General features: G+C 59.5%; 15 protein-coding genes. 3 read left to right on the top strand and 12 right to left on the bottom strand.

The features are described 5' to 3' along the window. Nucleotides 1–35: 35 nt before the first annotated feature. The 4 genes from HNO51_RS05520 to HNO51_RS05505 form a co-directional block, all read right to left on the bottom strand. Nucleotides 36–803 (bottom strand): DUF6602 domain-containing protein, encoded by a 768-nt coding sequence (locus tag HNO51_RS05520; RefSeq protein ID WP_209538692.1) that lies wholly within the window; start codon nucleotides 801–803, stop codon nucleotides 36–38. After that, on the bottom strand, nucleotides 803–1555 hold the full coding sequence (locus HNO51_RS05515; protein WP_209538691.1) for a nucleotidyltransferase family protein: 753 nt from the start codon (nucleotides 1553–1555) through the stop codon (nucleotides 803–805). The genes HNO51_RS05520 and HNO51_RS05515 overlap by 1 nt, the downstream gene beginning before the upstream one ends. A gap of 1429 nt (nucleotides 1556–2984) precedes the next feature. After that, the gene (locus HNO51_RS05510) at nucleotides 2985–3476 is read right to left on the bottom strand and encodes a gamma-glutamylcyclotransferase family protein (RefSeq protein ID WP_242597212.1); all 492 of its coding nucleotides are present in this window, start codon (nucleotides 3474–3476) and stop codon (nucleotides 2985–2987) included. A gap of 65 nt (nucleotides 3477–3541) precedes the next feature. Next, nucleotides 3542–4300 carry a hypothetical protein gene (locus HNO51_RS05505; RefSeq protein ID WP_209538690.1) on the bottom strand — a complete coding sequence of 253 codons (759 nt, stop codon included), beginning with the start codon at nucleotides 4298–4300 and terminating at the stop codon, nucleotides 3542–3544. Nucleotides 4301–4524: 224 nt separating this feature from the next. Between HNO51_RS05505 and HNO51_RS05500 the strand changes: the two genes are divergently transcribed. Continuing rightward, nucleotides 4525–4764, top strand: coding sequence for a phage integrase N-terminal SAM-like domain-containing protein (locus HNO51_RS05500; RefSeq protein ID WP_209538689.1), 240 nt, complete (start codon nucleotides 4525–4527; stop codon nucleotides 4762–4764). 624 nt (nucleotides 4765–5388) lie between these two features. Here HNO51_RS05500 and HNO51_RS05495 read toward each other — a convergent pair. From HNO51_RS05495 to HNO51_RS05485, 3 genes are all read right to left on the bottom strand, one after another. After that, a complete protein-coding gene (locus HNO51_RS05495) occupies nucleotides 5389–6162 on the bottom strand; it encodes an NERD domain-containing protein (RefSeq protein ID WP_209538688.1) in 774 nt (257 codons plus the stop codon). 243 nt (nucleotides 6163–6405) lie between these two features. Further along, nucleotides 6406–6801 (bottom strand): ester cyclase, encoded by a 396-nt coding sequence (locus HNO51_RS05490; RefSeq protein ID WP_209538687.1) that lies wholly within the window; start codon nucleotides 6799–6801, stop codon nucleotides 6406–6408. 20 nt (nucleotides 6802–6821) lie between these two features. After that, nucleotides 6822–7457 (bottom strand): class I SAM-dependent methyltransferase, encoded by a 636-nt coding sequence (locus tag HNO51_RS05485; protein WP_209538686.1) that lies wholly within the window; start codon nucleotides 7455–7457, stop codon nucleotides 6822–6824. Between the two features lie 597 nt (nucleotides 7458–8054). Here HNO51_RS05485 and HNO51_RS05480 point away from each other — a divergent pair. Next, nucleotides 8055–8261 carry a hypothetical protein gene (locus HNO51_RS05480; RefSeq protein WP_209538685.1) on the top strand — a complete coding sequence of 69 codons (207 nt, stop codon included), beginning with the start codon at nucleotides 8055–8057 and terminating at the stop codon, nucleotides 8259–8261. A 181-nt stretch (nucleotides 8262–8442) separates the two neighbouring features. Here HNO51_RS05480 and HNO51_RS05475 read toward each other — a convergent pair whose 3' ends face one another. From HNO51_RS05475 to ftsH, 4 genes are read right to left on the bottom strand one after another with little or no spacing between them, the layout of a single operon-like run. Beyond that, complete coding sequence (locus HNO51_RS05475) at nucleotides 8443–9177, bottom strand: ABC transporter ATP-binding protein (protein ID WP_209538684.1); 735 nt, start codon at nucleotides 9175–9177, stop codon at nucleotides 8443–8445. Further along, on the bottom strand, nucleotides 9170–10375 hold the full coding sequence (locus HNO51_RS05470) for an FtsX-like permease family protein (protein ID WP_209538683.1): 1206 nt from the start codon (nucleotides 10373–10375) through the stop codon (nucleotides 9170–9172). Before HNO51_RS05470 ends, HNO51_RS05475 begins: the two co-directional genes overlap by 8 nt. 5 nt (nucleotides 10376–10380) lie before the next feature. Then, on the bottom strand, nucleotides 10381–11583 hold the full coding sequence (locus HNO51_RS05465) for an efflux RND transporter periplasmic adaptor subunit (protein WP_209538682.1): 1203 nt from the start codon (nucleotides 11581–11583) through the stop codon (nucleotides 10381–10383). Between the two features lie 37 nt (nucleotides 11584–11620). Then, the gene (ftsH, locus tag HNO51_RS05460; RefSeq protein WP_209538681.1) at nucleotides 11621–13447 is read right to left on the bottom strand and encodes an ATP-dependent zinc metalloprotease FtsH; all 1827 of its coding nucleotides are present in this window, start codon (nucleotides 13445–13447) and stop codon (nucleotides 11621–11623) included. Between the two features lie 216 nt (nucleotides 13448–13663). Here ftsH and HNO51_RS05455 point away from each other — a divergent pair, with 216 nt between their 5' ends. After that, nucleotides 13664–15466 (top strand): PHA/PHB synthase family protein, encoded by a 1803-nt coding sequence (locus HNO51_RS05455; protein WP_242597211.1) that lies wholly within the window; start codon nucleotides 13664–13666, stop codon nucleotides 15464–15466. A 54-nt stretch (nucleotides 15467–15520) separates the two neighbouring features. On the opposite strand, the gene HNO51_RS05450 is transcribed toward HNO51_RS05455, so the two are convergent. Further along, nucleotides 15521–18877: a cellulose binding domain-containing protein gene (locus HNO51_RS05450; RefSeq protein WP_209538680.1), complete on the bottom strand. Its 3357-nt coding sequence runs from the start codon at nucleotides 18875–18877 to the stop codon at nucleotides 15521–15523. Nucleotides 18878–18924: the final 47 nt, after the last annotated feature.

The following is an 18924-nucleotide window of genomic DNA, read 5'->3' as shown; positions in this document are numbered from 1 at the left end:
GCGGCAGCGGAAAATTGGTCGGCTTGATTCACTTGTTATGAGCTACTTGTACTGAGCACCGTCGCATAACTATTCCAGTCGACTGCAGGCACGGTGCCCATTGACTGTAACTGTTGAAGCAAACGAAACACGAAATAAATAAATGAATTTTCCCCATTCTTTAAAATTAGATCTCCGGAAAATGAGTCAAACGCCCCAGACATTAATCCAACCCCACAATCGATTGCCTCCTTATCCTTCAAGGCCTCAAGCGCACTGCGAAAAGCTTTAGCGTCGAGACCACCTCGCCAATCTACAGTTGGAGCGACAATACCAGCCACTATTGGGAAGTGAGCTTTCGGAGGGTATTCCCCTCCAGCATGTCGAATAGGTACTGAGGTCCTACGCAAAGTTCGAACTGACTTAGCTTTGCCTGCTGCGTACTCTAGGTACGCCTTATCGATTTTCGGTTTTACTTCTAATACTGCGTACACAGCTTCGGCGGGTACGAACCTATGGTTTTTCTGGTCTAGTAAAGTAGGCGTATATTGGTTATCAAAGATTACGACATCTATTTGATCACTAGTCTTGCCTTCACTATCAATCACAGTAGCGGAGTCGACTTCGTAACGTTTTGGAAGGTACCTTTTCAGCAAGTCAATGAAGTGCCTTTCATTTATGGAACCTGCAGTAGCACTATGCGGAATAGAAGATGCGGCTAAGCTGATTTCAAGTGAGAGGACTTGCTCTTCCGCTGCGAATGCCTTTCTTAGAAATGACGCGCCGTCAGCCATCGATTCTCTTTTCGCAGGATTGTTTGTCATTACCAAATAACCTGATCATATGTTGATTTTGCACGAGATAGTGCAGCTTGTTGCGCTATCGCTTGTTTTTGAGTCAAGTTAAGATCATCTGAGATGATATTATTTGTGTTTGCTGGATCGACGAATCGAGCACCCACGAAACTATCTCTTAAATAATCCAAGACCAGGCTCAAGTTGCTCGCGACATTTCCAACCCTAGCGTTACGGAGAGCCTCAATCACTGCTAATTCAAGATAGATGGAGGGGAATTCAAGCCCATGGAGGCTACGCCATATTTTTAACGCGCGAATTTCTTCCGTTCGTCCGCTGTTCGCTACTAGACCTATATGAGTACGAATATTGGTTTTTGTCCAAGTTTTTGACCGATCTTTCCATAAACTATGATCATTCCCGTTGGACGATTGCCTGCGCCCAGGAACCAGGTCAATTTTATAGCCGTTTACGTTGGTCCCCAGAGATACGTTCTGCCGTTTTACTGGGTAGCCAGCCGATGCCACAGCAGTAGCGAGAGTATTGTAGATATTTGCAAGAGTGTCTGGAGTGGCAGAAGAAAGAGAAATGAAAATGTCCGCATCCGTACTAAGCGTAACCGCAGTCCCTTTGCTTAAGGAGCCGGAAAATTCAGCGCGGACCAAGAACTGTCCAGCCCAATGCTGCAATACGGGATATAAGAGGTTTCCTGCAGTTTCAGCACCCGAAACATTAACTGCGTATTTGGCGAGCACACGTCTTACATAATCATCTGCTGACATCCATTCCTCTCAGAATAAGCTTGTCTTTGCTCATAACGCCAGCAATAAACGGCGCCCTGACAAGGGCGTCCGGTGGAGGCCCATCGGGCCGGAACGAATTTAATTGCCTTGTTAGCTGGGGGTAACGAAGAAGACCAATCCCTGGCTAACAATTTGACGGCATGCTCCGCTGCCCTGGCACCGCCATACGCCGATGCACCGTGATTAAAACCACCGCCCTTGATGCGGTGAACGAACCTGAACTTCAGAATAGCAGGTACGCAAGGAACCAGGTTTCGGCGGACCGCCCCGCGCGGCAAACACCTACCTTTATACCAGCACCATAATCCGCTAAGCTACCAGCAAGGCGACGAACTTTGACGGCCTTGGCAGAACACTATTGATTCGGATTTTGCTGACAATTCTTGGCCAAGGCCCAATGGCACCCAGTCACCCCAAAAAACCTAGGCACTACCAGCTAACGCCAGCCATAAGCGGCGCCCTGACAAGGGCGTCCGGTGGAGGCCGAAGGCCGGAACGTACTTAAGCGACTGGTTAGCTGGGGGTAACTTTGAAGACCATTCCCTGGCAACCAACATGACGACCTGCACCGCAGCCCTGGCACCAACACCTGCCGATGCACCGTGATTAAAACCACCTCAAACGATGCGGTGAACGAACCTGAACTTCAGAGTAGCAGAGCCGGACGGAATTTTCGGCGGATTGCCCCGCACGGCAAACACTGAATTTTATACCTACCTAATATTCCGATTGAGCTGCCAGCAAGACTGCGAGTTTTGACGGCCTTGGCGAAACCCCAAAAATCTCGGTTTTGCTGTTAGTTTTCGGCCAAGGCCCGATGGCACAAAACCACCCAAAAGGACCCAAGGCACTACCAGCTAACGCCAGCCATAAGCGGCGCCCTGACAAGGGCGTCCGGTGGAGGGCCTTCGGCCCGGAGCAACCTTAATGGCCTTGTTAGGCATTTGGTTTTCTCAGCATGATACCCGCCCCTACAAACCCAAACTGCTTATACCAACTAACCAAGTCTGTCCCTACCGGCGTGTCCTTATCCGTGAACTGGGCCTCTGCCTGGAGATATATGCTCGCTTTGTGTTTGTCAGCCAACTCACAAAGGTGCCGCATGATCAACGCTCCATGACCCTTCCCGACCTTAAATGAACTCACATGATAGAGCTGTACAACCGAAGGATCGTCTTGCGTCGAAGCGGCCGCAACTAGACCGATTGGAATCTCGTTTTGGTCCTCGTAGACAACCGGATAAACCTTTTTGAAATTCGCATCTATACCAGCGGGGAAAGGCACACGGCCCTCGAAAGTTTGGTATAGCTCTTGGACGAACAGTTCTGCCGGATTCATGTGTGCCTAATGCTGAGGTAACCGGGCGCATTGAAGCAACAGCGGAAATGCGGTCCGGTTGACCGACTGGTTAGCGATAGATTGCCAGTTCCCGTGCACTCCTTTCAGCATTTGGGTCGGCAACCGACTCAATAATTTCAATAGATTCGATATATTCTTTAGGAAGGTGATTTTCCTTCGCCCCGATGAGCACATGCTTTTTATACCAATGGTATGGTTTCCTGGTGCCATCGATATTCGTTGCAAAGTACATAGTGGGGCGCATTGTTTCACCGTCCACTGAAACAACCTCTACTTCCTTTTCATCGTAGCCACGCCCCAGACCTTCTTTTTTATCAAGAGCTGGCTTTTCGCTCGCCGCTAGCTCAATTACCACACCATACACCAGATCACTCGGGTCTTTAGTGGCTTCAGCATCGCATTTACCTGAACCGTCTGTACTTATCTTGTGAAAGCGAAGCCGGTGACCACTCAATGTTGCTACAGCAACAAACTGAGCTGATGGGACTCGTTGTCGGAGCCGAGCAAGCGACATATTTGATCCATAAGAAAAACAGAGCACGATTTCTCCTTATCGCTAACGCTGAGCGAAGCGGCGCGTTTCACGCGTCCGCCTTCCGTGACTTGTTAGCACTTCAGTTTACGCCGCCCAAGCATGACGAACTGTTGATGCAATTTATAGCATTCTTTACTTTTCTCATTAAGCTCCTTAATTCGTGTATCTACGTGCTCTGGCCAGTCCCAAGCGCCACGGTACGCGTCTGGTACTGCTGATAGCATAGGTCCAGCATGAACATATCCAGAATTTTGAGCTAATCTATATATAAATTCATACATTTTGGCATATAGCTCTTTACGAGCTGCTTCAAGTTCTGGGTCTAAAAACTCTGTTTCTGATGTATTCCATGAATCTACGAAGTTATCAATTTCGTCTGTATTATTATCGTGATAGGAGTTACCAAAGTCATGCTCTTTTAGAAGAGTTACTGATCTTGAGTTGGATGGAAATTCCGCCAAAAATCTATTAAATAAATTACGATCAACCGCTTCTAGCTCTTTTGCTTCAGAGGCCGCAATATCGCCAGTTTTATAAATAAAATACCTGTTTGCTATATTATGAAGTAATGCCAGTGCAATCAGAGAAAAACCAAGCATATAATCGGCATTGCTCGATTCCAACTCTGCGAACGTTAACTTAACCCCAGAATTTAGGTTAAAAGTTGCAACGAGCCAATTATATATAATCTGTTTGAAAGCAGTTGGGGTCAGGATGATCGTCCCACCGACTGTAACAACAAACCAAGTAAGCTTATTCGTGAAATCTGGGAACAGGTACTTCTTTCCTAGAGCAATTGCTAGTTCTTTAAGTTCTTTTTTCGAGATCACCCATTACTCCTTGAGTGCTAACAGTGATTGGACTGCGCGTCCTGATATTGAATGAACAGCCTGCGCGTTCAACAATATTATCTGACGCGCTTCCTTTATTCTAACTCATTGATTTTTCTTCAACCTAAGTATAGCTCGGCCACCTATGCAGAATTCGCGCGCTTGCGCGTTTTGCCAGAACCAATAACACTGTATGCATATCCAGATCATGAGGGGGCTGCTCTATGGATACGCACATCAGACCGCCGAAGCTGATGGACCGTGTGAAGGCCACCATGCGGGTGAAGCGCTACAGCCCGCGTACCGAGAAAACCTACTGCTATTGGATACGCTACTTCATTCGCTTCCATGGCGTGCGCCACCCTGCCAGCATGGGTGGTTCCGAGGTGCGTGCCTTCCTGGAGCAGCTTGCGGTGGAGCGTCAAGTGGCAGCTGCCACACAAAACCAGGCGCTGAATGCATAGCTCTCTTGGGCAACTAGACATTCGGGCACGCTACCGCCAGGGGATGCTGCACATCAGCCCCCTTCCTGGCGGACATAAAACCCCGACATGCTCCATTGGGAGATGAATACCCGCTTCGAAGCATGTGATTTTGATTACTTCCTGCTACCTAAATGAACCATCGGCATGTATCGCCGCATCTTGAGGAATGGAGTCGTGCGATGCAGGTCGCCGTCTCCACCGTGCGTATTGCCAGGCGCCATCTCAGATCCGGAGCAGCTCAAACGCTTCCCAAGTTTCGTCAATGACGCCCGGCCTCCTCAGGACAGCCTCAACACCTTCAAGCGAGGCATGCCGCGGCCAACCAACAACCCCTTATCTACCGCCTTTTGGCGGAGCATTACCGCGATCGCCACCAGATGGATTACCCGAAGTGGATGGCCAGTTTCCACCCGGCCCAGGATGACTGGAAGGCCCACGTCCTGCGCCTTTGCCACCACCACCTTTGCTGCCACTTGCGCCGGCACCTTTTCCACCACTGCTGCCTTTAGACATGACATGCTCCTTATGGAGTGGCCGGAATCACGAACATTGAAGTATCAACTTCCGGCATGCATTGATACTCCCCTCGCCTGTTACCCAGCCCTACGCCGCATCCTCCACCTCCCTGCACTTGGGATAGGCCGAGCATCCCCAGAATTGGTTGCTGGCGTTTGCGCCGCGTTTTGAGGTGCGTAGCACCATGGCGCTGCCGCACTTCGGGCAGGTTCGGTCGGAACTCGACTCGAAGCTGGCCTTGAGCTGCTTGACGTGCTGACGGTGCGTTTCCCGGTTGGGTGCAAGCCGGCCGGTTTCGATTCTTTCCAACGCTTCCTGAACCTGAAAATCGTTCAGCACAGGCTCGCGGAACGATTTGATGTAGCGCACGTAGCCGCCGCCGATGGTGACGTTCTCCGGCATGCTGGTCTTGAATACGGCGCTGCCGGAGAAGACCACCACGGAGTGGATGGCTTGCAGGGGTACGTCGAGCAGGGCTTCCAACGCTTTCACGTGCTTGTAGTTCTGGCGCAGCGGGTTCTGGAACTTGAAAGTCTTGCGGTAGAGCTTCTGGGTCCACTGCGCCTGCTTCTCGCTGCCGAAGATCCAGCCCGTCATGTGCTTGGTTTCGATGACGAAGATGCCGTAGCGGGAGACCAAGATGTGATCGATCTGAGTGGTGCCGTCGGGCGTGGGGAGCGTGACGTTGTGGATGCCTCGGTACTCATCCGCCGGCAGCCGCACCTTGGCGATCAGTTTGACGAAGGCCTCGCCGAACAGGCCCTTGAACCAGCGAGACTTGAGGAGGCCGAGCGACAGAGCGACGAGGAGGAGCCACCACAGGGGGCGCACGGCGTCAAAGATGATTGAGGTGTAGTTCAAGGCGCTTCCCGCTCTGGTCTGGCTCAAGGCTGTTGGTTCACCCCGCTTAGCCCAACGCTAACGCCTTCATTCCTGTAAATCTACGTAACGGGCCTGAATTTTGACCTTGGTCGTGTCGGCGTAGCAGGACGCTTACAGCGTGTAGGAAATGGCTTACGTCTTATGGACTTGCCAGAGAACGCCACCGTTGAGGTAAGGCTGGTAAGTGCGACAGCTCGTAGGGGTAAGAGCTGGATGAGGACATCAGGAAGGCGATAGCTGCGCCTCGATGGCCGCCTTGTCGATGACGGACCACACCTGCCCGATTTTCTTGTCACGGAACTCATAGAAGACGTTCTCGGCAAAAGAGACCCTTCTTCCATCAACATTTAGACCAAGAAAGCTTCCCTTGGGTGTGCAATCGAAGCGGAGTCGGCTGGCAATGTAGGGCGGGTCGGAGACCAGCAGCTCGATATTGAAAGACAGATCGGGAATGTCGGAGAAATCTCTCTCCAGCATGCTTCGGTAGCCTGATAGCCCGAGCCGCTCGCCATTATGCATGACGTCTTCGTGCACGAAGCGTCCCAACGCTGACCAGTCCCGCCTGTTCAGACAGGCGATATAGTCTCGATAGATGTTCGACAGCTCGGACTTGTTCATCTATGTCTCTTGGTCTGGATTTATTGGGGGGCTGCGTCGACGCCCTTTCTGGCCACGATGAATACCGTCGCTTTACCAGGCTGCCACTCCCGTTCGATGGAGAACCCAGCGCCAGTCAGCTTATCGACCAGCGTCTGCTTGTCGAAGCGATTCACATAGGGAGCAAGCCCCAGCATCTGCATGGGGGGAATCGCCATACGAAACAGGATGTTGATGTCGCCTACCAGAACGGTGCTGGAAACGAACACGCCGCCGGGCTTGAGCAGGCCATGCACTCTGGCCAGCGTCGCCTCAAGGTCTTCGAGCAGGTGCAGGATATTGAGCCCCAGGATGGCATCGAAGCTCGCCTCTTCCAGCTCTACCCCGTCCAAGGTGCCTTGTTTGAAGGTGATGTTCTCGACGCCCGCATCACGGGCCTTCTGCTCGGCGATCTCCAGCATCTGATCGGAGATATCGATGGCGACGATATGCTTGACGTGGGGCGCATGAATGATCGCCGTACTTCCCGTGCCACAGCCGAACTCCAGCACGGTCGAATCCGGGCGAAAGTACTCCTGGGTAATGGCGAGCTTCTGCTGGTACGCGCTCTCGTCGCGAATCGGGCGCTTGGCGTAGCGCACAGCACTTTTGTTCCAGAACGCTCTGGCGTTTTTCATCGATTACTTCCTAAGTCAGCGAACCCGGTAGAAGGAGTGCATTGTTCCGTCGCCTGCGTGCAAGAGAATACCCTCGGGCACTCCTTGCGAGGCCAGGCTGGCTCCGAGCGTCTCGTAGGAAGTATCGCGTCGATTTCGCGACAGCATAGCGAAGCGAGCCCCACCCCTCCAGTCAGTGCTTACTTACTTGGCATCTGCTGCTGGAGCTTTCTGTGGCTCTAGACATAGCTGCCACCGTAACGGGCAGAGGCTACGGTCGTGGCCCCACCCAGCGCCACTGTGCTCCTCCCAGGCCTCGTAAAAAAAGCTCGAGTCTGGTGTGGGCAAGCCAATGGACCTTTACTAGACTATTCGTAACTGAACGTTACCAAAAGACTCTGAATGTATCATTGCAGCGCCATCGACAGTGCCTCGCAGTTACAGAGGTAGCCCCATGCGGTACTGTCGGGGCGGTTGCCAGCAGGGGTATCTGCACGATCGACAAGCTCAAGGCGGCGCTGCGTGAAGCCCGCCAAGCAAAGGTGATCAACGCCGAGCGCAAGCGCGCTGTGGCGAATTGAAGAATCCTGGCGCTGATGCGCCAGTGGAGGTGACGCCATGAACTGGACCAAATTTCCTGATGACTGGTGGTGCAACGAGTTCGGCGACCAGATCCACCGCTACGAGATCCTGGACGACGAGGACCGATGCCAGATCGAGTATCACCTTCACCACGCAGGCGATCGTCTGCCCTGGAGTGGCAAAACCCACACGCTGGCCGAAGCCCAGCGTCAGTTGGAGCACAGCCGAACGTTGACGACATGAGGCCTTCATGCTGGCGGCTCCTATGGAAGCGCTCAAGCAACGTGAGCGAGCGCCAAACCGACGCTGTTTCGTCGCACGTCGGGCCCACCAGTCAGTGCTTACCTGGCAACGCAACGACACGAACCGCATTCGTCCACTGACGGCGAGTTAGCCGGCCGACCACGGTGTTCCGCCTGCCTTTTCATGGCCTTGTCTCGTCGTGAACGATACGCCCGTCCACCAGTTCGATGACCCGATCGCAGCGCGCCGAAATTCGCGGATCGTGGCTGACGATCAGCACTGCACAGTCGTGCTCGGCATTGAAGCGACGGAACAGCTCGAACACTTCGTCGGCACTGGCGGTGTCGAGGTTGCCGGTGGGTTCGTCGGCGAGCAGCAGCACCGGCTCGCTGACCAGGGCGCGAGCGATTGCCACGCGCTGCTGCTGACCTCCCGAGAGTTCGTTGGGCCGCCGGGACGCAAGGGCAGCGAGCCCTACCGCGGCCAGCAGCTCCCTGGCCCTGTCGATCATCGCGGCAGTCGGCCGACCTTGCCGGATCATCAGCGGCATCAGCACGTTGTCCAGCACGCTGAAGGCCTGGATCAGGTGATGAAACTGGAAGACCAGGCCGATCGTGCCGCCCCGCAGGTCGGTGCGTTCCTGGTCATCCATGGCGCTGGTCGGCCGCTCGAGGACGAACAGCTCCCCCGATGTCGGCGTGTCGAGCAGGCCGATGAGGTTGAGCAGCGTGCTCTTTCCCGAGCCGGAGGGTCCGGTGAGGCTGGCGAAGGTGCCGCGATCGAGGCGCAGGTCGATCGCATGCAGCACTTCGTTCTCCACCGGGGTGTCTACGTCATAGGCCTTGCACACGCCGGCCAACCGCAGCACCTCGTTGCCCTGAACCTCGTGGCTCTCAATCTCATGGCTCTCAGACATGGCGAATGGCCACTGCAGGGTCGAGTCGGGCCGCACGGCTGGCGGGCCAGGCGGCAGCAGCGAGGCCCGCCATACCGGCCAGCGCCATGGCCGCCGGAATGAGCCAGGGGTTGAAGCCGATCACGAACAGGCGGGGACCGAACACGTCGAAGGCCAGCACCAGCAGCGAGCCTAACAGCGCCCCCAGTCCCCCGCCGGCCAGTCCCAGCAATGCCCCCTGGATCAGAAACACGCGCAGGATTCGCCCCCGGCCGAGGCCCATTGCCCGCAGGATGCCGATCTCACGGGTTCGCTGCACCACGCTGACCGCCAGTACGCTGGCGATGCCGAATGCCACCGAAAGGCTGACGAAGCTGCGAATCATGGTCGTGGAGAGGGTCTGGGAGCGCAGTGCATTGAGCAGCTGTGCATTCGTCTCCATCCAGCTCTCCGCGCGCTGTCCGGTCAGCGCTCCGAGGCGAAGCGCCAGCCGGTCGGCAGCGAACACCTCCGCTACGGTGAGTTCGAGCGCCGTCACGCCCCCGGGCAGGTCGAGGAGGCTGCGAGCCTCGTCCAGGTCGAGGTACATGAGCCGATTGTCGATCTCGCGTACCCCCAGCTCGAAGATACCTGCCACGGTCATGACCACGGTACGCTCCCCGGCGGTGTCGAGACGCATCCGGTTACCGCTCTGAAGGCCCAGGTCATCGGCCAGCTCCCGGCCGATCAGGATCTCTCCGGGACGCAGCCGGAACACGCCTTCGACCATGTGTTCGGCAATGGGCAGTATGGCCCGCAGCCGCTCCGCGTCGGCCCCGATGATCGAGACCGAGCGATTGGCGCTGCCGCGCACCGCCAGGGCCGGACCGCTGATCGTCGGCGATACCGCGGTCACGCCCGGCCAGCGGTCGAGCACGGGCACCAGCGCCTGCCAGTTGTCGATGGAGCGCAAGCGCTGCGGTCTGCTGTCCTCCAGCACCAGGGCGATCGGCGCCGGCTCCTGCAGCGGCAGTACGCGATTGAACTCCTCGGGCGGCAGCAGGCGAATGTGGGCCTGCGTGCCCAGGGTGCGCTCGATGATGTTGGCCTGCAGCCCGGTAATGAGGGCACTGATGAAGACCACCACGGCTGCCCCCACCATGATGCCGACCAGCATCAGGGCGGTCTGGGCGCGGCCATCACGCAACAGGCTCCAGGCGATGAACCCTTCGATCCACATGAGCGTCACCGAATGAAGGAAAAAGGCTCCCGGGACGGGGCGGACGCCCCCTGCACCGGGTGGTCGGTGATGCGGGGCCGGATACGCTGCCCCGGGCTGAGACCAGGGTCGGCCAGCACGATCTCTCTCGCCGTCAGCCCAGCAGTGATCTCGGTGTGGAGCAACCCCTTCAGCCCCAGGGTCACGCTGCGAGGTGAAACACGGCCCGCCTCGACCCCGTACACTCGGGCAGAGGCGCCCTCGACCCCGAATAGGGCATCGTTGGGCACGACCAGCGCCCGCTCAAGGTGCGCAGTTTCCACATTGACCGAGACGGTCATGTCCTCGCGCAGGAACCAGGGTTCCTCCTCCATGACCAGCCTTACGTCCACGGTGCCGCGGGCGGCGTCGACGATCGGTGCGATCAGGCTGATCGTGGCGTCGAACGGCTGGTCGGGATAGGCGTCGGTGACGCAGCGGGCACGCTGCCCCACGGCGAGCTGGCCAAGGTGTCGCTCGTCGAACGGCACCCGCAGTTCACGCTGCCCGGTGCTAGCGATCTCCAGCAGTACCCTGCCGGGCTGCACCACATCCCCCGGCTCCACGTTACGGGTCAACACCGTGCCGGTGACCGGAGAGTGGATGACGGCACGCTCCAGGGCGGCCTCGGCGGCGGCCAGCCGTGCCCGCAGCAGCGCCTCCTCCGCACCGCCCGGCGCCAGCGTTTCCACGTCGAGGCGCGAACGCTCCAGGGCGGCCCGGGCCGCGGCTTCGCGCTCTTCGGCCTGCTCTACCGCCTGGCGAGAGACCATGTTGCTCTCCACCAGGCGGCGCGCACGCTCATGTTCGCGCCGGGCCTGCTCGAAATGCGCCCTGGCGTCGGCAAGTCCGGCCTCGGCCTGGGGCCGCCGTGCGCTCTCCAACTGGCGGAGTGCCGCACGGGTCTCCTGCACGCGCTCGGCAAGTTCCGATGAATCGAGCACCACCAGGATGTCGCCGGGCTCGACCTGCTGCCCTTCGCGTACCAGGCGCTCGGTCACCCGGCCCACGATCTCGCTGCCGATCTGCGCCCGCGACGAAGCCACCACCCGGCCGCTGGCCACCACCTGCTGGGTCAATGCGCCCTCTTTCACTTCATACGCCGTGGCAGCGACAGGCATCCGCCAGTAGACGAGCCCCGCGGCCAGCAGGGCGACCAGCGCAGCGAGGAGAACGATCCATCGGCTCATGGGCATCTCACGTACTGCCGCCATCCATCGCGTAACGTCAGGAAGAGAGCACCGTCCCGGACGGTTTCATGGCGGGGAATTCATCGGCGGTCAGCGTCTCGCGCTCCAGCAGCTTGGTGGCGCCGGCGGTCAGCTCATCTCGGCGCCGTTCCAGTATCTGGGATGCCTGGGTATAGGCATCTGCCACCAGGTCGCGCACCGCGAGATCGATCTCGCGCCCGGTCGCTTCGGCATAGTCCTTGGGGTGCGCCGTGCCGTAGAAATCGTTTCCCAGGAAGGCTTGTCGGTCTTCTTCATAAACTACCTGACCGACGGAGTCCGCCATGCCGAAGCGGGTCACCATGCGCCGTGCGATGTCGGTGACCTTGGCCAGGTCATCGGCTGCTCCGGTGGAAATTTCGCCGAAAATGAGCTGCTCGGCGGCCCGTCCGCCCATGAGCACGACCATTCGGTTCCTGAGCTCGCTGGTGGTCTGCAGGAAGCGATCCTCGGTCGGCCGCTGGATCGTATAGCCGAGTGCCCCCACGCCGCGCGGTATGATCGAAACCTTGTGGACGGGATCCATGCCGGGTAGCGCCGCCGCCACCAGGGCATGCCCCATTTCATGATGCGCCACCACCGCACGCTCATGCGGATTCAACAAGCGGCTTTTCTTCTCGAGCCCCGCGACGATGCGCTCGATGGCATTGATGAAGTCCGCCATGGCCACGGCGTCGGCCTCCCGCCGGGTCGCCAGCAGCGCCGCCTCGTTCACCAGGTTGGCAAGATCGGCCCCGGTAAAGCCGGGGGTCAGCGCCGCCAGATGGTCGAGATCGACATCGGCGCCCAGCTGCCAGATCTTCTTGATATGCACCTCGAGAATGGCGAGGCGCCCGCTGCGCTCGGGCCGGTCGACCAGCACCTGGCGGTCGAAGCGCCCGGCACGTAGCAGAGCAGGATCCAGGATCTCCGGCCGGTTGGTCGCCGCCAACAGCACGATGCCTTCGGAAGGGTCGAACCCATCGAGCTCGGAGAGCAACTGGTTCAGGGTCTGTTCCTTCTCATCGTACCCACCCGTAATACCGGGGCCGCGTGCCCTGCCGAGCGCATCCAGCTCATCGATGAAGATGATGCAGGGCTTGGTGCTGGCCGCCTGTGCGAACAGATCCCGCACCCTGGCGGCTCCGACACCGACGAACATTTCCACGAACTCCGAGCCGGAGATGGAGAAGAACGGCACCCCGGCCTCGCCGGCAACGGCCCGCGCCAGCAGGGTCTTGCCGGTGCCGGGCGGGCCGACCAGCAGAATGCCCTTGGGAATATGGGCGCCCAGGCGGCCATAAGTCTTGGGATCGCGCAGGAAGGCGACGATCTCCTTGAGCTCCTCCTTGGCCTCATCGACACCGGCAACGTCGTCGAAGGTGACCTTGGTGTCGGTTTCTACATAGACCTTGGCCTTGGACTTGCCAACGGACATCAGCCCGCCCAGGCCCTGCTTCTCGGCGAAGCGGCGGAAAAAGAACATCCAGATCAGGTAGAAGATGCCGATGGGCAGCACCCAGGACATCAGATTTCTGAAAAAGGTGCTTTCGACTTCGCCATCGTATTGGATGCCGTGCTGGGTCAGCATGTCCGCGAGCGGCGGGTCTACCCGATAGGTGATGAAAGAAGTACGCCCATCGGGCTGCGGTTGAGTGAACTGGCCAACGATGCGCTCAGGTCCCACCACGACGTCAGTGATCTTGCCTTCATCCAGCAGCCGTACGAATTCCGAATACGGTATTGGTTCCACATGACGCCAGTTCTCGAACCAGTTTAGAAAAGCCAGCCAAAGCAGGACCGCGGCGACCGCATACGCGAGATTGATCCGCTGCTTCTTGTCCATCTCAAGCCACCGCCCAAGCGCTCAATGAGATTCACCTGATCATAGCCCACGAGGCCAGAATAGAACGGAGGTAGGCCGAGGATCTTGATCCCAGGCAAGTTTGATGAATGTCAATGGCCGAAGCGACGAAGCCTGCAATACTGGTGCTTGAGCTTACCGGACCACCGCGACGGCGATCGCCCGCGGCCACCCCGCCTCGATCATGGAGGCCATGCCATGTCGCCCATTTCACCCAACCCGCCCAATCCCGATGTCGCTCCCTGTGAACGACTTCCCGCTACCACGGAGCGCCCCAATCCGGGGTTCTACTCCACCCATGCGCTGGATCGCGCCTTCAAGGCCAACCTGGCCAGGCTGACCGCCGGCATCACCCCGGCCGGCCTGGCCAGCGTCTATTTCGAGTGGCTGGTCCATCTGATGCTCTCCCCGGGCAAGCAACTGGAGCTGGGCGAGAAGTACGCTCGCAAGCTGACGCGCTTCGGCCACTACATCAATCGTCAGGCTCTCGAACCCAGCGCCTGCGCCTGTATCGAGCCCCTGGAGCAGGATCAACGTTTCAGGGGCGAGGCGTGGCAGCGCTTGCCCTACAACCTAATCTACCAGTCCTTTCTCTTGACGCAGCAGTGGTGGCACAACGCCACCAGCGACATCGACGGCCTCTCGCCCGACAGCGAACGGGTAGTGAACTTCATCACCCGTCAGATCCTCGATCGTTATTCCCCCTCCAACTCCCCGTGGCTGAACCCGGAGGTCGTCGCTGCCACCCTTTCGACCAGCGGGCAGAATCTGGTGGTCGGCTGGCAGCACTTCACCGAGGACTGGGAGCGGGCCGTGTCCGGCAAGCCGCCGGTCGGCGCCGAAGCATTCCGTGTGGGGAAGAACCTGGCGATCACTCCCGGCAAGGTGGTCTACCGAAACCGACTCATCGAGCTGATCCAGTACGCACCGACGACGAAACAGGTCTACGCCGAGCCGGTGCTGATCGTGCCCGCCTGGATCATGAAGTACTACATTCTCGACCTCACGCCTGCCCAATCCCTGGTCAAGTACCTGGTGGATCAGGGTCATACCGTGTTCATGATCTCGTGGCGCAACCCGGGCTCGGAGGAACACAACCTGGGCATGGAGGACTACCGCCGGCTGGGGCCGATGGCGGCGCTGGACGTGGTCTCCGCCATCACGTGCGGCAGCAAGGTGCACGGCGTGGGTTACTGCCTGGGAGGCACGCTGCTCTCCATCGCCGCGGCCGCCATGGCGCGGGACGATGACGACAGGCTGGCGTCGCTTACTACCCTGGCCACCCAGGTGGACTTCACCGAGGCCGGTGAACTGATGCTGTTCATCGGCGAAAGCCAGGTGGCATACCTGGAAAACATGATGTGGGATCAGGGCTATCTCGACGGCAACCAGATGGCCGGTGCGTTCCAGATCCTGCGCTCCAACGACCTGATCTGGTCGCGCATCGTGCACGACTATCTACTGGGCGGACGTCAGCCCATGAACGCCCTCATGGCCTGGAATGCGGACCTGACCCGCATGCCCTACCGCATGCACTCCGAGTACCTGCGCCAGCTGTTCCTCAACAACGACCTGGCCAACGGCCACTATCGGGTAGACGATCGGCCCGTCGTGATCCAGGACATCAAGGCGCCGCTGTTCGTCGTCAGCACCACCACCGATCACGTGGCCCCCTGGAAATCCGTCTACAAGATCCATCTGCTGGCGGACACCGACGAGGTGACGTTTTTATTAACCAGCGGAGGCCACAACGCGGGGATCGTCAGCGAGCCGGGGCACCCCGGGCGCCGTTATCGGATGGCTACGCAATATCATGGCAAGGCGTACCTGGACCCGGAGACCTGGCAACAGATCACGCCCGAGCAGGACGGCTCCTGGTGGCCGGCCTGGCATCAGTGGCTGGCGGCCCACTCCACGGAACGGGTGGCGCCGCCCGCCATGGGCGGCGAACAGCACCCTCCCCTCGCCGATGCGCCGGGAAACTACGTGCTGGCGCCATGAGCGGAGGACGACTTGGGCGATTCAGCTATCGCTCCCCGAGGGCGATGCATGCCCTCAGCTCTGCAGGATGAGGTCGCCCTGCTCGAGCGCGTTGACCCCCAGCACGGCAAGCTGCAGATCGACGACTCCGTCGCCGTTGACGTCCGCCTGCAGGGTATTCCCCGAATTGCGCAGCTCGCCGCCGTCGCCGCTGAAACCTTCTTCGCCGCGCCAGGTAAACGCTTGGGGGCCCTCCAGTTCGCTGTTGGCGTCGATCGCGGAGAGGTCGATTCGGTCGCCTTCGAGGCGGTTGAAATCGAGCAAGGTGTCCTGGCGTTGTGGGGTTGAATCCCACGTGGAAAGGTACGTGAAGACATCGGCACCCGCCCCGCCGGTCAGCGTATCGGCACCGCTGCCGCCCACCAGGCGGTCGTTGCCTGCACCGCCGGTGAGGTAGTCGTCGCCGCGCAGGCCGTTCAGGGTGTCGTCGCCGTCAGTGCCAGTCAGGGTACTGCCGGGTTGCCCCGTAACGGGGTTGCCGTCGCTATCCACCACCTGCTCGATCTCCGATGGGTCGAGCTTGGCGGGCTCGGCCTGACCCTCCACCACGATGTCATCCGGTAGGTGCTGCTGCTCGTCGTAGACACGGTAGCTGAAGCGCCACACCTCGCCGGGTTGAAGCACGGTGGCGTCGTCATTCGAGACACGGTAGCGCTCGCCGTCACGCTCCAGCACGCCGTTCCACAGCGTGTCGACGTCGGTGGGCAGCGCGAAGTCTACGACGGGATCGGCGATGGCATCGGTAGAGGTGTTCTCGACCAGTACCTCGGTCGTATAGCCGCCCGACCACTCGCTGATAATGTTGCTGGTCACGGCGGTCGGCTCGTTCGCCGGCACCTGGGGCGTGCCCTCCACCACGGCATTCGCCGGCAGCGCCTGGCTGGTGTCGTAGGCCTTGTAGGAGAAACGCCAGCTTTCGCCGGGTTGCAGCGTGGTCGGGTTGTCGTCGGAGACGGTATAGCGATTGCCGTCGCGCGTCGCCGTGCCGTTCCATAGCGTGTCGATCTCGCCGGGCAGGTCGAAGCTGATCGAGGGGCTGTCGATGGCCAGGTTGGAGCTGTTCTCGACGATCACCTCGGCGGTGTAGCCGCTCGACCAGGTACTCGTGAGGTTGCTGGTAATACTCGTCTCGGTGCCGAGCTCGGATTCGCTCTCCCTCCCGGCGACGAGCTGATCCAGGTCCACCTCGAGTTCCTGCCCATCAAGACGCAGCCTCTGTGGCAGGTGGCTCTCGGGTGCATAGGCCTTGAAGGAGAAGCGCTGAGTCTCGCCCGGCGTCAGTGTATCGTCCCCGGACAGCGCCAGGGAGTATGTATCGCCCTCATGCGCGAGCAGGTTTGCCCCATAGAACTGGGTGATCTCGGCGGGTAGTTCGAAGTCGATTCGCGGGTCCTCGATGTTCGAGTCGGTTTCGTTGGTGATCTCGACGGCCATCACGTAGCCGCTCGCCCAGCGGCTGACGCTCTCGAAGTGCACCGCCGCGGCGATATCGTCCGCCGGCGGTTCGCCCGGCGTTTCCGGTGGTGCCTCGTCGTCTGGAAAGCGAATGATATCGTCGGCGAGGATTTCATCGGCGGTGGGTATCTCCGGCGCCGCACCGGACGTGACCGTGCGCGATTCGATGTCGAGCACGGTGCCGTCGGCGAACACCGCACGCTCTACGTCGACCAGCAGGTCGTCGTCGCCCCAGCCATCCAGGAACAGGCCACCATCCGGCGTGGGCTGCAGGTCATAGGCCGCATAGTCGCCCATCATCAGCGCCGTGTCGTTGCCTGGCCCGCCCTCCAGACGGTCATTGCCCGGGCCTCCGCGCAGGATGTCGTCGCCGGCGCCGCCGAGCAGGGTGTCGTGGCCCCTGGCCCCGTCCAGATAGACACCATCGTCGGAGCCCGGCACCACGTCGTTGCGCCGTGACCCGACCACGTAGTCGAACATTACCTGGTTGGCGGTGGGATCGGTCGGCGCACCAAAGCTCTCCCCGCCCTGGTTGATCCACAGGGTAGGCGACATGTTATCGCTCGCCGGGTCGCGCACGGATTGCGAAACCCGCACCGTGTTGTCATGATCCTGGCCGCCATGGAAGTTGATGTCGCGGTCGGTGTACTCGACGTGGATGTCGTTGCCCACGGAGGAGCGCCAGGAGGCGAACAGCGCGCTGTGGCGCATGCCGCTGTCGCTCAGGTCGGTGAAGGTGCCATCGTAGCTTTCGAACAGCTCGTAGGCGTAGCCGTTGCCGCCACTCCCCTTGTTGAAGGCACCCTCGGCATGCAGGTTCTCGGCCTGCAGGTCGACGGAGCGATTGGCAACGAAGGCGACCGAAGGGCCGTTGGCCACCTCGACATCGGCGACCCTCGCGTCCACGGTGCCGTTGAACTCGACGGCGTGATAGTCCAGCAGCGACGGCAGCGTATTGTTGAACGCGCCCGCATCGGGCGTGCCGAGCGGATAGTTGATGGAGACCCCTTCCAGGGCAACGTTCTCAAGGGCATCGACGCGCTGGATCCTGGCCTCGCCGCCGTCGAAATCGAAGTGTACGCCCCGGTCGAGGGTGACCGTGCTGCCGTCGCGCTCGAGGACTCGCGCCATGCTGGTGCGCAGCGGCGCGTACTGGCTTCCCTGCCAGGAGGTGTTGCCGATCTCCTCGAAGTACTCGGCATCGTTGTCCTGCCAGATGCGCACCATGTCACCGGTGGCCAGGCCATGGCCACTCTCGAGGGTCAGCGTGTCGTTGCCCTCCGCGGCATCCGCCTGCAGCCGGCCGGCGCTGGCCGTGCCTTTCCCCTCGAACAGCAGACCATGGGCATCGTCGCGCTCCAGCGCCGTGTCGCTGAAGGTGATGGTCGTCTTGCCGCTGCCGGCACCGATCAGCGAGACATCCGAGCGTGTGACGCTCACCGAATCGTCGTAGACGTACTCGCCCTCGGCCAGGCGCACGCTGGCTCCCTTCGGTGCTCCGTTGAGCAGGGTTTCCAGTTCCGCCGCGGAGACGCCGGGCTCGACCGTGGCCACGCCGTCGATGAACGCCTCGTCGACGCTGTCGGGTTCGTCGACCTCGGGAGATTCGACGATCATCGGTTGATCGTTGACGCTGAAGCGGGTCGGCATCTGCGAACTGCCATCGACGCTCTTGACCTTGAAGCTGACCGCCTGCCCCGGCGCGATGTCGTTGTCCGCATCATCGGCCATGATCTCGTAGCGCTGGCCTTCGTGAGCGCTTATTCGGCCACCCCAGACATCCGTTACCGAGCCTGGCAGGTCGAACCCCACCCGATAATCGTCGATGGGCAGCGTACCCTCGTTAGTCACCGTGACCTCGAAGACGAAACCACTATTCCACTGGCTCGTCACCGTATAACCGACGCGCGCCGACATGCCACCCTCCCTGTGCAATGGAACGAGTTTCCTAATAAAAAAGTACC

The sequence above is a fragment of the Billgrantia sulfidoxydans genome (assembly GCF_017868775.1).
Lineage (GTDB): Bacteria > Pseudomonadota > Gammaproteobacteria > Pseudomonadales > Halomonadaceae > Halomonas > Halomonas sulfidoxydans.
This window is presented reverse-complemented; position numbering and strand designations above follow the sequence as displayed.